The organism is Mesorhizobium kamtschaticum (assembly GCF_056174585.1).
Genome location: NZ_JBWBWI020000003.1, coordinates 20,903 through 37,640 on the forward strand (window position 1 = coordinate 20,903; position 16,738 = coordinate 37,640).

Sequence of the window (16,738 nt, forward strand, 5' to 3'; positions counted from 1 at the left end):
TTCGGTCAAGCCCTTTTGACACTATTTAATTGACCGCTGATCGTCGAATCGACCGGACGACGCGTTGAGAGTAATTACTCACGCCCTTGTCAGGGGCAAGAATCCCTGAATCTATGGGGATATGGATCGCACTGATTTGCAGCGTCTGACGAAGGAAGAGTTGATCGATCTGGTGCTGCGGATGCAGCGGCCAGAGAAGACATCGCGCACGTCGTCCAAGCCACCTTCGAGCGATCGCAAGGCGCGTCGGGACAGGGCAAAGCCTGGCGGCGCCAAGGCGGGTCATGAAGGTCACAGCCGCGCCATGAGTGAGATGCCGAGCATCATCGATCATCATCCCGACCAATGCCTTTGCTGCCGCGCCAGCCTGTCGAGCGATCTTGCTGCCGAAACCGTCAGCGAGCACGACAAGATTGAGCTTTCCGCGACCAGCCTTTGATTGAGCGCCATCGGCGTCTGGCAGTCCGTTGCCCGTCCTGCGGCACGCTGGTCGTCGCGGCTGTGCCAGATGCGGCGAAGGGGACGCCGTTCGGGCCACGCGTGCACGCCGTAGCGACCTATCTCAAGACTTTCCAGGCCCTGTCCTACGAGCGGCTGCAGGGCGCGTTCGCGAACCTTTTCGGTCTCAACATTAGCCAGGGCGGACTGATGAACATGTTGCGCCGTGCGCAGGGCGCGTTCGCGGCCGAGTGCGACAAGGCCGTCGCGGCGTTGCGCCGGGCCAAGGTCATCGCCTCCGATGAGACCGGCGTGCGGATCGAAGGAAGCAACGCCTACCACTGGGTGTTTCGCTGCGCCGAAGCGGTTGTTCATCAAGCGGCGCCAACGCGCGGCGCCGTCGTGATCCGGACCCTGATGGACGGCCATCGGCCCGACGTCTGGTGTTCCGATCGCTATGCCGCCCAACAAGGTCACGCAAATGCGCATCAGACCTGCCTGGCGCATCTCGCCCGCGACGTCGCCTATGCGGACGAGGCAAGTGAGGACATGCTGCCCTCACGGCTCAAGCGTTGGCTGCAAAGGGCCTTCGCCCTAGCCGACGGTATCGAAACCTTCGCCGCCTCGACCATCGCCGGCAAGCGTCGCGCACTGGAGCGAAGTCTGGACGATATCTTCGCCACCACAACGTCGTGCGATCTGGCCCGCGACATCCAAAACAAGTTCAGGCGAGCTCGCGATCAACTTTTGACCTTTGCCCAATGGCCAGGAATGGTCGACGCAACGAACAACGCCTGCGAACGCGCCCTCAGACCCGCCGTCGTTCAACGGAAGATCACCAACGGCTATCGCGCCATGTGGGCCGCCCAGGGCGAAGCCGACATTCGAACCGTCGTCGACACGGCTCGTCTCGCGCCAGGCACGAACCCCTTCAAAATCATCCTTCAAACCGTCAGCGCCTGAAATCCGCTATGACTGAGCCCGCGACCTTGATCTTCCGAGCCTCTCTTCGGGCACGGCTTTATCGGGACATCGAGGTGTCGAGTTCGAGCACGCTAGCGGATCTGGCGGAAGCCATCGTAGCGGCATTTGGCTTCGACTTGGACCACGCCTACGGCTTCTATTCAAAGCTGACGGGAGAGCTGTTCGACTCGCCCCTGCGGTTCGAACTCTTCGCCGACATAGAGGGGAGCGGCTCTCGCAGCGTGAAGGGCTGTCAAAGGGCACGCGCGTCACCAAAGCCTTCCGGAAAGTGGGCTCGGCAATGACCTTCTTGTACGACTACGGTGACGAGTGGCGCTTCCACGTTGAAGCTATTGGAACAGGGCAGACGCAGCCCGATGCCAATTACCCGAGGATCGTCAGCAAGATCGGCAAGGCGCCCCCGCAGTACCCGGACATCGACGACGAGTGACGACGCACCGTGCCGCATCGCGGGGGCGAGGGGGTGGGTAATTAGTCGGCCCTGAATAACGGCTAAGGCGTTGATATTCCGAACGCGTGAAGACGGGTGGAAGCATGCGATTTCGCCGTTTTCGGCTGGAGTGCTTGCAGGCACCAGGCAAGCCAAGAGCGAGAACCGTGAGGATCAGGCGCAGATTTTGGCCTGCGGCGACGAGCAGCGCATTGATCGCATCGCCATCATGGCCGAGGAGGAAGTTGCGGTCCAGTCGGCCGTCGGTCTTCATGTGACCGATGGTGGCCTCGATGGCCGATCGTCGTTTCAGTTCCCGACACATGGTGGCCGTCAGGCCACGTTTGCGGCCGGCGATCATCACCGATCCCGAGCCGGCATAGTCGTGGCCGCGATAGCCCTTGTCGACGTAGATGCGGTCTGGGTCGACGCCGCCGATCTCCACCGCCTGATCGACCGTTGCTGCGAGCGTGTGGCCATCATACGGATTACCCTCGAACGCCTTGGCCGCCAGCACGAGGCCCTCGCGATTGGTTGCCGCGATCCCGACCTTGCAGCCGAATTCGTAAGGGTTGCGGGCTTTGCCCTTCGAGATGCAGACCACCTCGGGCGCGTGCAGGGAGTAGATCTTGTTCCTGTCCTTCGGCTTCTGCGCCAAGAGCCGCTCGACGAGCCCGAGCAACGGGGCAAATCTGGCCTCGAGTTCGGCATTGCCGGCGATCTTGCGGCCGACGTCGCGGAACACCCGGCCGAGATAGGTGCGAAGGCGCTTGAGTTCGCGACGCATCCGGCGGAACTGCCGGGCATGCGCATAGCGACCCGCCCGTACCGCCGCTGCCTTGGCCAGCCGCAGGTGGCTCTGCCTGAGCATGATGCCGTACCGCTTGGCCTGACGCACCAGGATCTGGATTGCCTTGAGGTAGAGCCGGCTGTCGGTGGGGTGGGCGATCGCCTTCGGCTGCACCGTCGTGTCGACGGTGATCCGCTCCAGCGAACCGGGCTTCGCAGTCCCCGTCTCGAGTGCGACGTCGACGCTTGCCTTCAGCATTTCCTCCAGCCCCTCGGGCCCGATCCGCTTGCGCCAGCGCGTCATCGTGCTGGCATCGATCGGCGGCTCGTGCTGGAAGAACTCGAAGCCGCAGAAAAACTGCCAGTACGGGTTCTCAACCCAACGCTCCACCATTTCTTCGTCGGACAGGTCGTGGACGTGCTTGAGGTAATGCAGACCGACTTCAGCCGCGTCGGCTTGGCCGGCCTGCCGACCGGGCGATAAAACCCGCCAAACGCTTCGTCAAAGCGCGACCACGGCATCAATGCCGACAACCGGACCAGCGGATGGCGCGGATTGATGATGGCATCGAGGCGCTCGCGGAACAAATCATTCTTACCGGACGACGGACGGGCTGGAAGCATTGCAAAAACACCGGGAAACGACGGGATCGAAGGTGGTTTCCGGCATTCTCCAATACTTCAAACCCAATGGGAATCCCTGCAAAGCAAGAGGTCCAAGAGTTTTTCAGGGCGAACTAGAGCAGATTCGACTTACACCGGGTCATATCCGGCTGCCTCGAAGTAGTTTCGGCATTCGGCCGGTTTGAAGGCGTCGAGGCAGTCGGCGATGACGGACCAGAGTTGATCGATGGAGCGGGCAGCTGCTTTTCTGAGTAGGGCCTTGAGCTTCGAGAACGCCATCTCGATCGGATTGAAGTCGGGCGAATAGGGCGGCAGCAACAGAAGCCGTGCGCCGGTCCTTTGGATGGCCTCGCGAACGCCGGTGATCTTGTGAGCCGGCAGGTTGTCCATGACGACGATGTCGCCGGGAGAAAGTTCAGGTGCGAGCACCTGTTCGGCATAGGCCAGGAAGGCGGCGCCGTTCATCGGCCCGTCGAGCAGCATCGGTGCGGTCAGGCCGTTCAGCCGCAGTCCAGCGGTGAAGGTCGTGGTCTTCCAATGACCATGAGGAACCGGCGCACGGCAGCGTTCGCCACGTTTGGCCCGCCCGCGCAGCCGCGCCATCTTGGTGGAGGCGGCAGTCTCATCAATGAAGATCAGCTTCTCGGGGTCGAGATCGAGCTGGCCGTCGAACCAGGCGCAACGGCGCGCCTTGACGTCGGGGCGCTGTTGTTCGCTGGCATGCGCCGTCTTTTTTTAAACGTGACGCAGCGCCTGTCGAGAAACATCCAGATCGTCGAAGGAACCACGCGCACGCCATGCCCGGCCGCCAGCCTCTCGGCAATCTCCGCCAGAGTGATGTCGGGCGTCTCCTCGATCAGGCCGAGGATGAAGGCTTCGTGAGGATCAAGCTTCGAGCGCGACGGTTGGCCCTGCTTGCGTGCCGCCATCTCACCCGTCTCGCGATAGCGGCGATACCAGTTCCCCGCCGTAGCAATCCCGATCCGGAACCGGCGTGCTGCCTCTCGCATCGAAACACCCTCCGATATCGCCAAAATCACCCGACCGCGAAGGTCCGCACTCAAGCTGCGTGTCATCGTCATCTCCCTGCGAATCACAGGGAAAATGAAACAGACTTCCGCCACCGCGTGAATCCCAAATCTGACTCGGCGTTCACGGAAAATGCTCTAATTACCCGGCCGATCTTCCACCAATCCGATGCCGCCGTCCGCGGGCATGTGTTCTGCTCGTTCCTGGCGCTCGTACTCAGCAAGGAACTGCGCCGCCTCTGCCGGTCCAAAGGCCTGACGCCCCGAATGGCAGCCGCTCCTCCGCGATCTCGACCGCCTCCAGGAAGCCACCATCGAAAAGGTTGGGCGCATCGTCACCACCAGAACCCACGTCAAGGACCAAGTGGGCAACTGTATTCAAGGCAGCTGGCATCGCTCTGCCACACAAACCTCGACGAACAACTCGCCTGAGATCACCCCCAAAATATAGTGGTAACACTCGCCGGCGCGCGCCTAACATGCTGACATAATGACATATTCTTACAGGCAGTGTTTAAGTCGGGCCTCACGCTCGGCCCGCAAACCAGAGCAGTCAGTCCTTCACCTGCCCCCTCGGCTTTGTCCGGGCAGGCGTCAGCGTCGACGTAGATGGCGGGTGCGGGCATCATTCATTCCAATAAAGATGGGGCCGGTTATCTTTTCCGGCCCCATGGATATCATCTGATCGGTCGCTATGCCGGCAAGGCGCCGGATTTCTTCGCCGTCCAGGTGGCGATGTAATCCATCAGGCCGGGGTTGAGGCAGTCATAGGGCTCCAGCCCGATCGACTTCAGTTGCGCCCGGATGCCGTCCATCCGCTTCGGATCGACACCGGATTCGATGATCGACGAGACAAAGGCGGTGAAGCCTGGCGGTGACCAGCCATCCTCCTGGAAACGCTCGGGGTGAATGAAGGACAAGCCCTTGAACGGATGGTCGCGCTCGACCGGTCCGTGCATGTGGACGCCGCAGCCGGTGCAGGCATGGCGCTGGATCAGCGCCGAGGGGTCGACCACCTTGAGCTTGTCGCCGTTCTCGGTGACGGTAACGTCGCCGGTGCCGGCCACGGCCACCACCGAGAACACGGCACCTTCCGGCTTCCAGCATTTGGTGCAGCCGCAGGCGTGGTTGTGGGCGATCTGGCCCTTGACCTTCACCTTGACCGGTTTGCTGGTGCAGGCGCAGACCAGCGTGCCGCCGGCAAAGCTTGCGCTCTCCTTCGGCAGTCCATTGTCGATTTTCGGATGCAGTTTTTCCGGCATTCTTTTCTCCTCCCGTTTGTGAACCACAGAGGTCGCAGGCCGGTTGGTCGGCGGCTTGTGGTCTTCCTCAGTAAACGACGACGCTTCGGATCGACTTGCCCTCATGCATGAGGTCGAAACCCTTGTTGATGTCCTCGAGCTTCAGCGTGTGGGTGATCATCGGGTCGATCTGAATCTTGCCGTCCATGTACCAGTCGACGATTTTTGGCACATCGGTGCGGCCGCGCGCGCCGCCGAAGGCGGTGCCCATCCAGGTTCGCCCGGTGACCAGCTGGAACGGCCGTGTCGAGATCTCCTGGCCCGCACCCGCAACGCCGATGACCACCGATTTGCCCCAGCCGCGATGCGAGGCTTCCAGCGCCTGGCGCATCACCTTGGTGTTGCCGGTGCAGTCGAACGTATAGTCGGCGCCGCCGATCTGGTCGGCGCCGCGCTTGGTCATGTTGACGAGATGAGGCACGACATCGCCGTCGATCTCCTTCGGATTGACGAAATGCGTCATGCCGAACTTTTCGCCCCATGCCTTCTTGTCGTTGTTGAGGTCAACGCCGATGATCATGTCGGCTCCGGCAAGCCGCAGGCCCTGGATGACGTTGAGGCCGATGCCGCCGAGACCGAAGACCACCGCCGTGGCACCTTGCTCGACCTTGGCGGTGTTGATGACGGCGCCGATGCCGGTGGTGACGCCGCAGCCGATGTAGCAGATCTTGTCGAAGGGGGCGTCCGGGTTGACCTTGGCGACCGCGATCTCGGGCAGCACGGTGAAGTTCGAGAAGGTCGAGCAGCCCATATAGTGAAAAATCTTGTCCTTGCCGATCGAGAAGCGCGACGAGCCGTCCGGCATCAAGCCTTGCCCCTGCGTGGCGCGGATGGCGGTGCACAGATTGGTTTTCCTCGACAGGCAGGACGGGCACTGGCGGCATTCCGGCGTGTAGAGCGGGATGACATGGTCGCCCTTCTTGACCGAAGTGACGCCCTTGCCGACATCGACGACGATACCGGCGCCTTCATGGCCGAGGATGGCGGGAAACAGGCCTTCCGGATCGGCGCCCGAAAGGGTGAACTCATCGGTGTGGCAGATGCCGGTTGCCTTGATCTCGACCAGCACTTCGCCCTCGCGTGGACCGTCGAGGTCGACCTCCATGATCTCCAGCGGCTTTCCAGCGGCGACAGCGACTGCGGCGCGGGTTTTCATTCTAAATTCTCTCTCAAAAAAATCGTTTGCGAGGACGTCGCCCGACTCCTAGGTGGGCCAAGCCGCCAACGGCTCTAGGGAGCGGCGAAGCAAAGCCTCTTGGACTGTGGAGAGTTTTCTCAGTGGCTTGCGGACGTTCCCCGTGCCGTAGCCGCGGATCTGCGCGGCTTTCAACACCGACGGCACGTAGGGAGCTCTCCACACGAAAAGCAGGGACGGCAGCATCAATTGCCAAAGCGCCAGCGCGTCCTCGTATCTCTTGGCACTCACCAGGTCGTAAAGCCGCACGGCTTCGTGGGGCATATAGTTGGCTGCACCCCAGATAACGCCCTTGGCGCCTGCCATAAGCGCATACAGTGTTGTCGTATCGCAACCGTTGAGGACCGCGCCTTTCGTCTGTAGAAATTCCTGATGGACCGTGAGGTCTCCGGCACTATCCTTGATGTAATTGAAGTTCTTAAGCCCAGCGAGGCGTTCGAACAGCCCGGGCGAAACCGCTATGCCGGTTGCCTGGGGTATGTTGTATCCAACGATGTCGACGCCGACTGCCGCATCGACTTCCTTGTAGAAGTCATAAAGGCCATCGTCATCCGAAGGGCCTTCAAGATAGGGCGGAAGGATCATCAGCGCATCGGCTCCTACCGATTCCGCGTGCCGCGAGCGGCGGAGAACCTCGTCGACGTTTAGCGCTGACGTCTGGCAGATCACTTTGCAACGGCCCGCGATGCGCTTCGCTCCGATCTCGTAGAGCCGGTTGCACTCTGCCTCGGTCAGGTAGGGATGTTGTCCTGTCCCAGCGCCCAGGACCAAACCATGCACGCCGGCATCAACATATTTTTCAATGAGTTCTTCGAAGGTGCGATAATCCAAGTCGCCGCTGTCATCGAACGGCGTTTGCATCGCCAGATTTATCCCACTGAGATCAGCCATCTTCGTCTCTACCTTGCTGAAGCCCTAGACCTCTGCGCCCGCCTGCCTGAAGCGTAACGCAGTCATGAACCGAACGCCCAGTGCCGTGATCAGCTTGGGGTAGGGCTTGCTCGGGGCAGCCCTCCTCTGGAGGATGTCTATCACGGGCGAAGTTTGGCCGGCCGCGAGCTCCGCTACCGCCTTCCCGAACGCCGCGCCTCGCGCCACGCCTGTTCCATTGCAGAACGCCGCGCCGAAGACATTCTTCGTCAACTCGCCGAAAACCATGCCGCCGTTCTGGGCGAGGGTCAGCATGCCACCCCAGCTGGCCTCGAAGCCCATGGAAGAAAGGCCGGGCCAGCGCCGATCGAATGCAATTTGTTGTTGGACGCGAGCCCTCATGACATCTTGCGTCGATGTGATGAAATCAGTCGCATAGGCATAGACGTTTCTGAGGAACAGCCGGCCGTCCGGCGTGCGCCGAACTGTGGTGCCAAAGCTGTTGGCCGGGATCAGCCCGTAGGCGTACCGATTGCCGACCTGGGCGAGTTCGCTTTCGGTGAGTTGCCGGGTCATGCTCGCGAACGTGTACAGCGGTATTGCTCGGTTCTCAAAAAACCCGAATTTGGTCAGATAGCCCGCCGCGCAGATAATGACCTTTGCCGCTGAGATTTTGCCATTAGGCGTTTCGCAGATCTGTTTGGGGTCACCGAATTGCACCGCTGTGATCGGCGTATTCTCATGAACCGTCACATTGGCGGGTAATTGACGCGTGGCGTTCTTAAGATATTTGGCCGGCTGCAGAAGAATCGTGCCGGGATGGTGAAGCGCCTTGATATAGTGCCTGCTACCAGTCATGGCTTGCATCTCGGGCTTCTCGATCCAGCTGTAGTTCTGCCCCAGCCTGTCAAGCGCGCCCGCGAATTTTCTAAGGTCCTTGACCCCATGATCCGTCGCTGCGGAATGAAATTTCCCTTGAGGGTCCCAGTCGCAATCGACTCCAAGCTCTTCTACTGCGCTGCGAATGTATGCGATTCCCTCAAGGTTGACGAAGAGCTCTTCATTGTTGCCCTTGATGTCTTCCAGGAAATCGCGCTTGCGTGGATTGTGGGCCAAGTCGATCACAAAACCCATGCATCGGCCGGATGCATTGTCCCCAATACGGCCGGCATCGACCAGCACAACAGAGGACTCAGGGTTTAGTTCAGCGTACCGGCGAGCAGCGTGCAGGCCCATCCATCCCGCGCCGATCACGAGGCAGTCGCAAGAAGCGTTGCCGCGCTGTGGCACGATATCCAATTCGGGCCCAGAAGTATTATACCAGCCCGAAACTGTGGGCTCTGGATTGGGAGCTTCCACCACGGTCCTTTTGTTCGATGAAGTCACAGTGATCCCGCTACGCTCGTGGCGGTTGGCTCGCACCGAAACTCCGCCGAAAATTTGGAAAGCGCGACTAGAGCACGGGGCTGAGAATGGTCATAGAACGAAAAGAAGCTGTCTGATATAGGTGCGCCTTATGGCAAGACTCCGATCTTTGGTCCTCTGTACACACTCCCTATTGTATTCGAAGCTGCAGCCCACAACCTCTGTTTCACGCGCGCGGCAATGGAATTGAACGTCACCAAGGTCGCTAATGAGCGGATGGGTCAGAGCGAAAAAACGAAGAAGCTTTTCGCATGGAAGTTCGATCGTCGGCAGGGAATTCATAGCCTCATGGACGATCAGTACCAGTCACTAGCAACGCTATGCATTTCCCGTCATGAACTCAGAGCAAAGGTGCATGATTTTTGTCGAGTCCCGGTGTATTTGGCGTGAAGATAAACGTAGCAAGGATGGAGCGGGCCTGCTTGCCGGTGATCTCGGCCGACAGCAGATCGCCGACGCTCCTCGGCGGCTCGTGCTGGCGCTTGATACCTGTTGCCATGACCTCGTCATAGGCGCCGCGCATCCCGAAGAGCTTCAGCGTCCCCATCAGTTCCAAGACCGGGGTGCGTTGCATCAATTTGCCCTCATGAGGCTGTCGTAGCCGGCACAATCGGCGAGTGACTCATGCTGCACGCGGAGCGCGTCCGGTGAGAAGGGTGACGGCCGGTGCTTGGGCCTGCCACAGTTCAACGGCCGGGCTCGCCGCCAGGGTCGGTTGCTCAGCCGCCTGCTGGAGATACCCCAAGGTGGTGCGTGTGATCCTGAGCAGCTCGCGGTAGTGCTTCACCCGTTTCGGGCGACCGCGGGTATATTCGATCGCCCGGGACCGCTTCTTCGCCGCGTGGCAGTGATCGTGCCATGGGATGGCGCTGCCCAGTGCATCCGCGTGCCGCAACAGCCGCACCATCACCCGCACAGCGTCCCATAACAGGCTGCTTCTCTATTCGGCGTGTGGAAGTCAAGCGCTTTCGAGCTTTTCCGCTTTACCGGCATTCGATGTCTTTCGCGGGCTCTTGCTTCTCTTCGGGATAGGCGCCTTGGGCCCTCCCAGTATGGGGAATCCATAGAACGAGGTGGAACAATCTGTCGCGCGTCCTGATCGCGATGATGCGATCGGAACAAGCAGCCTGGCGAACTCACCTCGCCCTCGTCCCGCGAAGGACATCCTTCCACCAGCGAGTGGAACCTTGTTGTCTCCGTGCGAACTCAATGGGGGCCGGTCAGACGGCGACCGGCATGATTTCCTTCCTGGTCCAGCGGAACTGCGTGCCATCACTCCAGAGGCGATGCATGATCACAGCCAGCCGGCGGGCGAGCGCGACAATGGCTTTCTGCTGACCGCGTCGCTTGGCGACGTTCATCGCCCAGGCCTTCAGCCATGACCATTTTTTCACGTTGGTCAGCAGGGTCTTCGCGGCTTCATTAAAGCAGCGTTCGCATCATGCCATCACCGCACAGCGAGATGCGGCCGACACGGCGGCTTTCGCCCGACTCATGGAGCACCGGCGTCAGGCCCAAAATCGGCCCGATCGCTTTCGAATTGCGGAAGCGGGCCGGAATGTCGATCGTCGCGGTGTAGGCCAGCGACACGACTGGGCCGACACCGGGGATCGACATCAGCCGGCGGCAAACCGCGTCATCCCGGACAATCGCCAGAAGCTTGCGGTGGAGGGTGGCAAAGTGCTGACGCAGCTTGCTGCGCGCATCGAGAAGCGGTTCGACGATCTCGGCCAGATCGGGCATGCCTTCGGTGAGCTCGCGGATGCGCTGCTCGAATTTGACCGCGCTGACCGCGCCAACCTTCAGCCCGAAGTTGCGCAGCAGCCCGCGGATGTCGTTCTCGATGGCAATCGCCTTTTCCTGTAAGAGCTTGCGCGCCGTCAGCAAGGCCCGGCGCTTCTGGCTTGTCGGGGTCTTCACATGCACCGGGCGGAACAGATTGACCCGCATCATCTGCGCGATGCCGCGCGCATCATTGCGGTCGGTCTTGTTCGGCTGGGCTTTCAGGAATGCCTTGGTGTGACGCGTCTCGATGCAGATCACCGGCAAGCCGACTTTGGCAAGACCCTCGAACAGCCATTGCGACAACGGTCCGGCTTCAAGACCGATCCGCTCAAAGTTCCAGGCAGGATCCTTGAGCCCCCGCGCAAGATCCTCTGGATGGCTCGGCACCTTCATCTCCCGGCAAACCGTGCCCGTTTCGTCGACGATGCAAATGGCGGTCTCTTTCACCGAGAGTAGAGTAGGCGGCAAGCGCCGCGCCGCTTTTCAGCGGCCGGTTTCTTCCCGCCTCTCCCCGAACCGAGCATGCGCCTTTCGTTACGCACTCGGCTCTCCAGAAGACATGGCAAAGTCAGGCATCACCATCCATGCGAGACGGAAGCGGTAGACGGGGGTCCAGGCGAGCATATGTTGCTCGACCATTCCCTCGCGCCAAAGCCGTCTCGTTGGCCGCCGACTACTGGGCTGGCATGAGGCCCAGATGTCACGCAACCCCGCCTTGGGGCGTTTCCTATGCAGCCACCGCGCTATCCGCATGCCGACGTACCAGTCGAGACTGGTGAACATCCGACCGGCATAAGCGCAGTGGCGGTAGTAGTTCGCCCACCCACGCAGCATGGGATTGAGCTCCTGAAGCTTGGAGGTCAGGGTGCACGGGGCAGAACTCGTTCCCGTACGTGCCTTGACCTTTCGACGCAGGTTGGCAGCCTTTGCTTTGGGAATCTCAATGCGCGGGCCATAGCCGTAGCGCTTGTCCCAATGCATGCTGAAGCGGAATCCGAGGAATTCGAACCCCTCCGTCATGGCTGTGACCTTCGTCTTTTCCGGCGACAACTCAAGGCCCATGGTCTGACGCAGGTAGGCCGCCAGCGCGGTCTTCTCCGCGATGGCATCCTCCCGTGGAGGCTACGCGTTGCCAGGCGTGACGCAGCACGCGGAGATTGGTGACCCAACCCCACATGTCCCGCCACGCGTCTTCGGGATTTGCCTTACTCCACTGGTAAAGTTTGCGCTGAGCGCCGAGTACCCAGGCCTCGTCGGCCTGATGATCCATGTCCATAGATCACTCCTCCGTCATGCAGGTTTACCGTCTTCCTGCTTCCCTTCGCCCTGTGCACGGCTTTCCCGCGCTCCGACTGAAGCTCCGCCCTTGGTGCCGTCCATCTCCGGCCGTCGCGGCTAGCCGAGTTCCATGCTCGGCAGACAGTCCAAGTTCCCGTGTTCCGATTTCCAACCTTGATGTCCGTAGGCGGTGAGCTTTACCCCAGGCGATGCGGAAGACAGGGCCATGAGAGCCTCCCCCGTCTTGGGCGCGTTCGACGCGCCCCGCAGCGGAGATAGACGAGCCCCACCGCGTCTGATCGCTTCTTACCTCCCATGCCATCGCACGATTTGGAGGCGTTACTGGTTGAATCCGAGGCTTCCGGCGCTCACTTCGTTATCTCGCCATAGACACTGCGGTAGCCCGGCCTGCGGTCGATGGTCCACACCCGGTACAGTTCAGGCCGATCTGCTTATGACACCCAACCGGCGACGCCCGGTCGAGCTTCTCGGCCCCCTTCCGCCCGCTGCTCCTGCAGGCGGGGCGGCATTGCAGCCGCCGGTCGAAAATCAGCAAGCTTGAGAGGTGGCTATTCCATGTTCACCTCCCGCGCCGCCACGGCGCACCGTCCAATCCGGCATAATGTTTCATGCTGCGCTTCCTTTCCTGATGCTTGTGGCTGTGTCACAGACCACGTTCTACCATCAGCTCGAAGCGCAGCACCTCCCCATGCATCATTGCCAAAGATGAGGGCTCAAGCCGAATACCAATCTGTCGATCGGCTCGTGGACGAGTGCGGCGGTGACGGTGCTGTCCACGCGCACGACCTTGCCGCTTTCCAGCTTCTCTCGCCTGGCGCTTGCCAGCAGTACTTTGTTGATCTCCTCCCAGGTCGGCGCCCGGATCGCGCTGATCGTCTTGTGCAGGACTGATTTCTTTGGGCTCCACCCCCATGGCAGCCGGGCAAAAGCCCGGAACGAGGCGGAATCCTCCAAGTGAAAGGCCGGTTCCCTGATAGCTTTATAATAATGAGACCTGTGCGCAGGACGCATTTTGCGTTGATTTTGTTTGATTTTGTAGATAGCAGCACCGATGTTGCCGGCTGTGGCTTGTGACGCTCCCAAGGGAGCGCCAGTGGCATTTTTGGCCGCTATCCAGCCATAGTGATGACCTTCAAACTGCGTTTCATATTGTAGGCGATGGCAGTGAGGCGAATTTGAACGCCTGCCTTTGCAAGCCCTCGCCATCGCATTCGGCGAAGGCCGTAGCTCCGCTTCCATGTGCCGAAGATCTTCTCGATCCGACCACGAATGCGGTGGATCGGTTGGTTCCAGGCCTCAAGGCGCGCCAGTGTTTCACCTTCGTCCCGTCCCCACATACCGGTGGCGACGATGCGTGGCGTCCCACCCTTGGCGCGCACGGCGTCGCCGAAATGATTGCCTCGATAGGCACTGTCGGCAAACACCTCACCCGGATCTTCGGGAAGCGCATCAGGACCGGCCTTGCCGTCATTGATGTTGGCGGGCGTAACGGCGATCTCCTCGACCAGAGCCGTATCGGCGTCGGCACCCAAATGCGCTTTGAAGCCATGAACAGCGGGACGGCCCTTGTGCTTGACCCAATGCCCCTCATCGTCGTCTTCGCTGGCCGACGCAATGATCGTTGCATCGACGAGCGTGCCGGTCTTGACCCGGATCGCCTTGGCCTTGAGCTGGCGGGTGATCGCGTCGAATAGGGCCTTGTCCAGGCTATGGGACACAAGAGCCTTTCGAAAACGCACGAACGCCGTTCGCTCCGGCGTCGCCTCGGATACCGAGAACCCGCAGAACCACCGGAAGGATCCTCTATCCGCCAACGCTTCGGCAAGCTTCACGTCGGACAGGTCGTACAAGATCGACAGCAGCATCGCCTTGAACAACGCAAGTGGCGGCCAGGCGGGCTCGCCCTTGGCCGCGCAGGAAATAACGGCCAGATGGCGCTCGATCGCCACCCAGTCAATCAGTCTGGCAAGCGCGTCCAAAGACGAATGCTGACCGCGATCAGCGGCAAAACCGAACTTTTCCTGACCAATGCGCCGACGTCCCATACGATTCCATCAATGGCCCGCCGGTCCAGACACCCGCGCACAGGTCTCCATATTTGCGGACCCAGACACGGATCAGATGTCGCTGAATGTCGTGACGCTTGAACAGTCCGTGCAGCGTCTCGCCTGCAAGGTATTCCTGCACGACCTGCCGCTTAAACTCGATGCTGTGGGTACGATATCTTGCCATGGTCTTCTTTCCGAAAGCCCGCCTGACTGGGTCAATCCCGAAATCCTAATCTGTTCGCCCCATGGGGCGCACTCTATTATGGGGTTAATTTTTGCACGTCGATTCCCACCTTTCGCATGGGCCCATAGGTCGAGGTCGCAGGAGCCGAACTCGGAGCCTTGGTCGACACGGCTTCGGACAGATGCAGCCAGTACACAGCCCGAGAGCTGATCGTTACGTACGAAGCCCCGACGTCGTTCGGGCCGACGGCTTCCTCCCGGCCTTCCCGCAGGCTCGCCTTCACGGGCCGCTTCACCGTCTTGTTCGTGAGCTGCAGGGCCCAAATCCCTATAAATTCGCTAGGTTCGCTTCATTTTGATGTCCCAGCCCTCGCGCGTTAGCGTCAGCATAACGTGCCCGCGCCGGTATCCGTAACGAACTCATATGGCGCAGATGTCCTTGATGCCGCGACGCTAGGACCTTCCCTGACAGAGGACAGACGGGCCGTCGTGGGGCAACTCGAATTTGAGGTACGCGTGTTATGCGGTTCGTCACCCTTAGCGCGCCATGCTCTAGCCGGAACACTGATATAAGTCAGCCTTATCGCAGCCCGCATCTTTTCCGGATTTCCCTCAGAAAGGGAGGGCCTATTATTGGGAGTGATCCAAGGTCAGTTTTGAGCCGCTGTGGTTGACCGAATGGAAATAGAAAAGCAGGAATCTATCATGTCAGCAATCGACTCCCCTGCCACGCGCCGCCGCGGTGGGCGCACATCACTCCTGGCTGCCCGTGAAGCCGAGAAGACTCCACGGCTTTCAACGATCAACTACGGTATTAAGCCAGTTGAAGCGGTTAGTGCCGACCAGCTAGAGCGCATTCACCAAGCATCCATGGCTATCCTGCTCGAAATCGGCATTGATTTCCGGGATGAAACTGCACTGCGGCAGTGGCGCGAAGCGGGTGCCGATGTCCGAGGTGAGCGGGTCCATCTTGAGCCAGATATGATTATGGGCCTCATTGCCAAGGCGCCCCGTAGCTTCGAGCTGCGTTCGCGCGATCCCAATCAGCGCGTGATCATCTCTCCGGAGACATTGACCTTTGGAACCATGCAGGGTGCCCCAAACGTCCGGGACATCAATGGCGTCAGAAGGTCCTCTACCATGGAAGACCTTCGAGATGTGAACCGGCTAACGCAAATGCTACCGGGGTTTCACGTAGCCGGTGGCTTTACATGCGAACCTACCGACATCGCTGTGCCTTGGCGCCATCTGCACATCAATCGCTCGAGTCTGGTTGAAACCAATCTGCCCTACTTTGGCCTGACCACTGGCCAAGAACGAGCTGAGGACTCGATTGCCATGGCTCGTATCGCGTTTGGCGAAGAGTTCATGAAGTCCAACGCCGTCATCATCGGGCAGATATCGGGCAACTCGCCCCTCGTTTGGGACGCGACGATGCTTGAAGGCCTCCGAGTGTATGCAGAGGCGAACCAGGTTGTCTTGCTCTCTCCTTTTGTGCTCGGAGCGGCCAACACGCCTGCGGATGTTGCGGCAACGGTCGCTCAAGTTAATGCCGAGGCGCTAGCAGCATTGGCTTATACGCAGCTCGCCGTACCCGGTACAAAAATGATTTATGGGCAGTATTCCGTCTCGGTCTCTATGCGAAGCGGGGCGCCGATGTCCGGCATGCCTGAAGTTTCGCTCCTGAATGTGCTGATTGGCCAACTGGCAAGGCGTTACGGCATCCCGTGGAGAACGACGGCTTCGCAGTCCTCCTCGAAGACATTCGATCCTCAGTCGGGCTATGAATCGGCCATTGCATATATGTCCGGTGCCACTGCGAAGTCCAACCTCTTCTTACATGCGGGTGGTTGGGACGAAGCTGGGTTGGTGTGTTGCTTGGCCAAGTTTGTGGCTGACGCCGAGCAGAACCTGCTGATAGCGAAATACGCTCAGGGAATCTCATTCGAACATTTTGATGACGCTTTGGAAGCGGTTCGCCGAATTGGTCCGGGAGGACACTACCTCGGCGATGCTTTCACCCTCAAGCGATTCAAGGACGCTTTCATTTCTCCGGAAATCCTTGACTATTTAAGTTACGAGCAGTGGAAGGCCAAAGGCTCAAAAGACATGGGCCAACGCTGTAGGGAGAAGGCAAAGTCGCTGCTGGAGAGCTACGAACTGCCACCGCTCGACGTGGCCGTGCGCGAAGAGTTGGACGCATTTGTCGAAAAGCGCCAACGAGAAATATCGCCAAGCCTGGCTTGAGACGGCCCTGAACAGCCGGGCATCCGGCCTTTTTTTGAACGCCTGTTTTGATCTCCCAAGCCTCCAGGCGCCGCGGTGCGGGCACCCAAGTC

The 16,738-nt window shown here is 60.2% G+C and carries 9 protein-coding genes and 8 pseudogenes; 4 read left to right on the forward strand and 13 right to left on the reverse strand.

Features of this window, described 5'->3' with window-relative positions; genetic code table 11:
* Positions 1-121: 121 nt before the first annotated feature.
* Together tnpC and AC0V7N_RS39200 are read left to right on the forward strand one after the other, a co-directional pair.
* A pseudogene (tnpC, locus tag AC0V7N_RS39195) lies at positions 122-1,401 on the forward strand (IS66 family transposase).
* Between the two features lie 301 nt (positions 1,402-1,702).
* Positions 1,703-1,852: a hypothetical protein gene (locus AC0V7N_RS39200; RefSeq protein WP_496628600.1), complete on the forward strand. Its 150-nt coding sequence runs from the start codon at positions 1,703-1,705 to the stop codon at positions 1,850-1,852.
* Positions 1,853-1,914: 62 nt separating this feature from the next.
* On the opposite strand, the pseudogene AC0V7N_RS39205 reads toward AC0V7N_RS39200, so the two are convergent.
* Together AC0V7N_RS39205 and AC0V7N_RS39210 are read right to left on the reverse strand one after the other, a co-directional pair.
* Positions 1,915-3,265, reverse strand: a pseudogene (locus AC0V7N_RS39205) (IS5 family transposase).
* A gap of 129 nt (positions 3,266-3,394) precedes the next feature.
* Positions 3,395-4,341, reverse strand: a protein-coding gene (locus AC0V7N_RS39210) for an IS630 family transposase (protein WP_496628546.1) whose coding sequence is annotated in 2 segments (ribosomal slippage) — positions 3,395-3,993 and positions 3,993-4,341 — 948 coding nt in all. Because the reading frame shifts where the segments join, the coding sequence is not laid out codon by codon here.
* A 96-nt stretch (positions 4,342-4,437) separates the two neighbouring features.
* Here AC0V7N_RS39210 and AC0V7N_RS39215 point away from each other — a divergent pair.
* Positions 4,438-4,725, forward strand: a pseudogene (locus AC0V7N_RS39215) (IS1634 family transposase); the annotation flags it as partial.
* 260 nt (positions 4,726-4,985) lie between these two features.
* On the opposite strand, the gene gfa reads toward AC0V7N_RS39215, so the two are convergent.
* The 11 genes and pseudogenes from gfa to AC0V7N_RS39270 all read right to left on the reverse strand — a co-directional run.
* Positions 4,986-5,555: an S-(hydroxymethyl)glutathione synthase gene (gfa, locus tag AC0V7N_RS39220; protein ID WP_496628602.1), complete on the reverse strand. Its 570-nt coding sequence runs from the start codon at positions 5,553-5,555 to the stop codon at positions 4,986-4,988.
* 67 nt (positions 5,556-5,622) lie between these two features.
* Positions 5,623-6,750: an S-(hydroxymethyl)glutathione dehydrogenase/class III alcohol dehydrogenase gene (locus tag AC0V7N_RS39225; RefSeq protein ID WP_496628603.1), complete on the reverse strand. Its 1,128-nt coding sequence runs from the start codon at positions 6,748-6,750 to the stop codon at positions 5,623-5,625.
* 48 nt (positions 6,751-6,798) lie between these two features.
* Positions 6,799-7,680: a dihydrodipicolinate synthase family protein gene (locus AC0V7N_RS39230; protein WP_496628604.1), complete on the reverse strand. Its 882-nt coding sequence runs from the start codon at positions 7,678-7,680 to the stop codon at positions 6,799-6,801.
* A gap of 24 nt (positions 7,681-7,704) precedes the next feature.
* Positions 7,705-8,949, reverse strand: coding sequence for an FAD-dependent oxidoreductase (locus AC0V7N_RS39235; protein ID WP_496628718.1), 1,245 nt, complete (start codon positions 8,947-8,949; stop codon positions 7,705-7,707).
* 541 nt (positions 8,950-9,490) lie between these two features.
* Positions 9,491-9,658 (reverse strand): annotated as a pseudogene (locus AC0V7N_RS39240) (IS21-like element helper ATPase IstB); the annotation flags it as partial.
* A gap of 96 nt (positions 9,659-9,754) precedes the next feature.
* Positions 9,755-10,021: pseudogene (locus AC0V7N_RS39245) on the reverse strand (ISNCY family transposase); the annotation flags it as partial.
* 283 nt (positions 10,022-10,304) lie between these two features.
* Positions 10,305-11,337: pseudogene (locus AC0V7N_RS39250) on the reverse strand (IS110 family RNA-guided transposase).
* A gap of 66 nt (positions 11,338-11,403) precedes the next feature.
* Positions 11,404-11,931, reverse strand: a complete 528-nt coding sequence (locus AC0V7N_RS39255; protein WP_496628605.1) for a group II intron maturase-specific domain-containing protein — start codon at positions 11,929-11,931, stop codon at positions 11,404-11,406.
* Between the two features lie 969 nt (positions 11,932-12,900).
* A pseudogene (locus tag AC0V7N_RS39260) lies at positions 12,901-13,137 on the reverse strand (ISNCY family transposase); the annotation flags it as partial.
* Between the two features lie 140 nt (positions 13,138-13,277).
* On the reverse strand, positions 13,278-14,213 hold the full coding sequence (locus AC0V7N_RS39265) for an IS5 family transposase (RefSeq protein ID WP_496628606.1): 936 nt from the start codon (positions 14,211-14,213) through the stop codon (positions 13,278-13,280).
* A 416-nt stretch (positions 14,214-14,629) separates the two neighbouring features.
* Positions 14,630-14,819 (reverse strand): annotated as a pseudogene (locus tag AC0V7N_RS39270) (IS3 family transposase); the annotation flags it as partial.
* A gap of 285 nt (positions 14,820-15,104) precedes the next feature.
* Here AC0V7N_RS39270 and AC0V7N_RS39275 point away from each other — a divergent pair.
* Positions 15,105-16,646: a trimethylamine methyltransferase family protein gene (locus AC0V7N_RS39275; protein ID WP_496628607.1), complete on the forward strand. Its 1,542-nt coding sequence runs from the start codon at positions 15,105-15,107 to the stop codon at positions 16,644-16,646.
* Positions 16,647-16,738 lie beyond the last annotated feature (92 nt).

Excerpts from the sequence above, each read along its gene's own strand:
- AC0V7N_RS39230 (WP_496628604.1), bottom strand. The coding sequence starts at position 7,680 with ATGGCTGATCTCAGTGGGATAAATCTGGCGATGCAAACGCCGTTCGAT.
- AC0V7N_RS39255 (WP_496628605.1), bottom strand. The coding sequence starts at position 11,931 with ATGGGCCTTGAGTTGTCGCCGGAAAAGACGAAGGTCACAGCCATGACG.
- AC0V7N_RS39275 (WP_496628607.1), top strand. The coding sequence starts at position 15,105 with ATGTCAGCAATCGACTCCCCTGCCACGCGCCGCCGCGGTGGGCGCACA.
- AC0V7N_RS39200 (WP_496628600.1), top strand. The coding sequence starts at position 1,703 with ATGACCTTCTTGTACGACTACGGTGACGAGTGGCGCTTCCACGTTGAA.
- AC0V7N_RS39225 (WP_496628603.1), bottom strand. The coding sequence starts at position 6,750 with ATGAAAACCCGCGCCGCAGTCGCTGTCGCCGCTGGAAAGCCGCTGGAG.
- AC0V7N_RS39265 (WP_496628606.1), bottom strand. The coding sequence starts at position 14,213 with ATGGGACGTCGGCGCATTGGTCAGGAAAAGTTCGGTTTTGCCGCTGAT.
- gfa (WP_496628602.1), bottom strand. The coding sequence starts at position 5,555 with ATGCCGGAAAAACTGCATCCGAAAATCGACAATGGACTGCCGAAGGAG.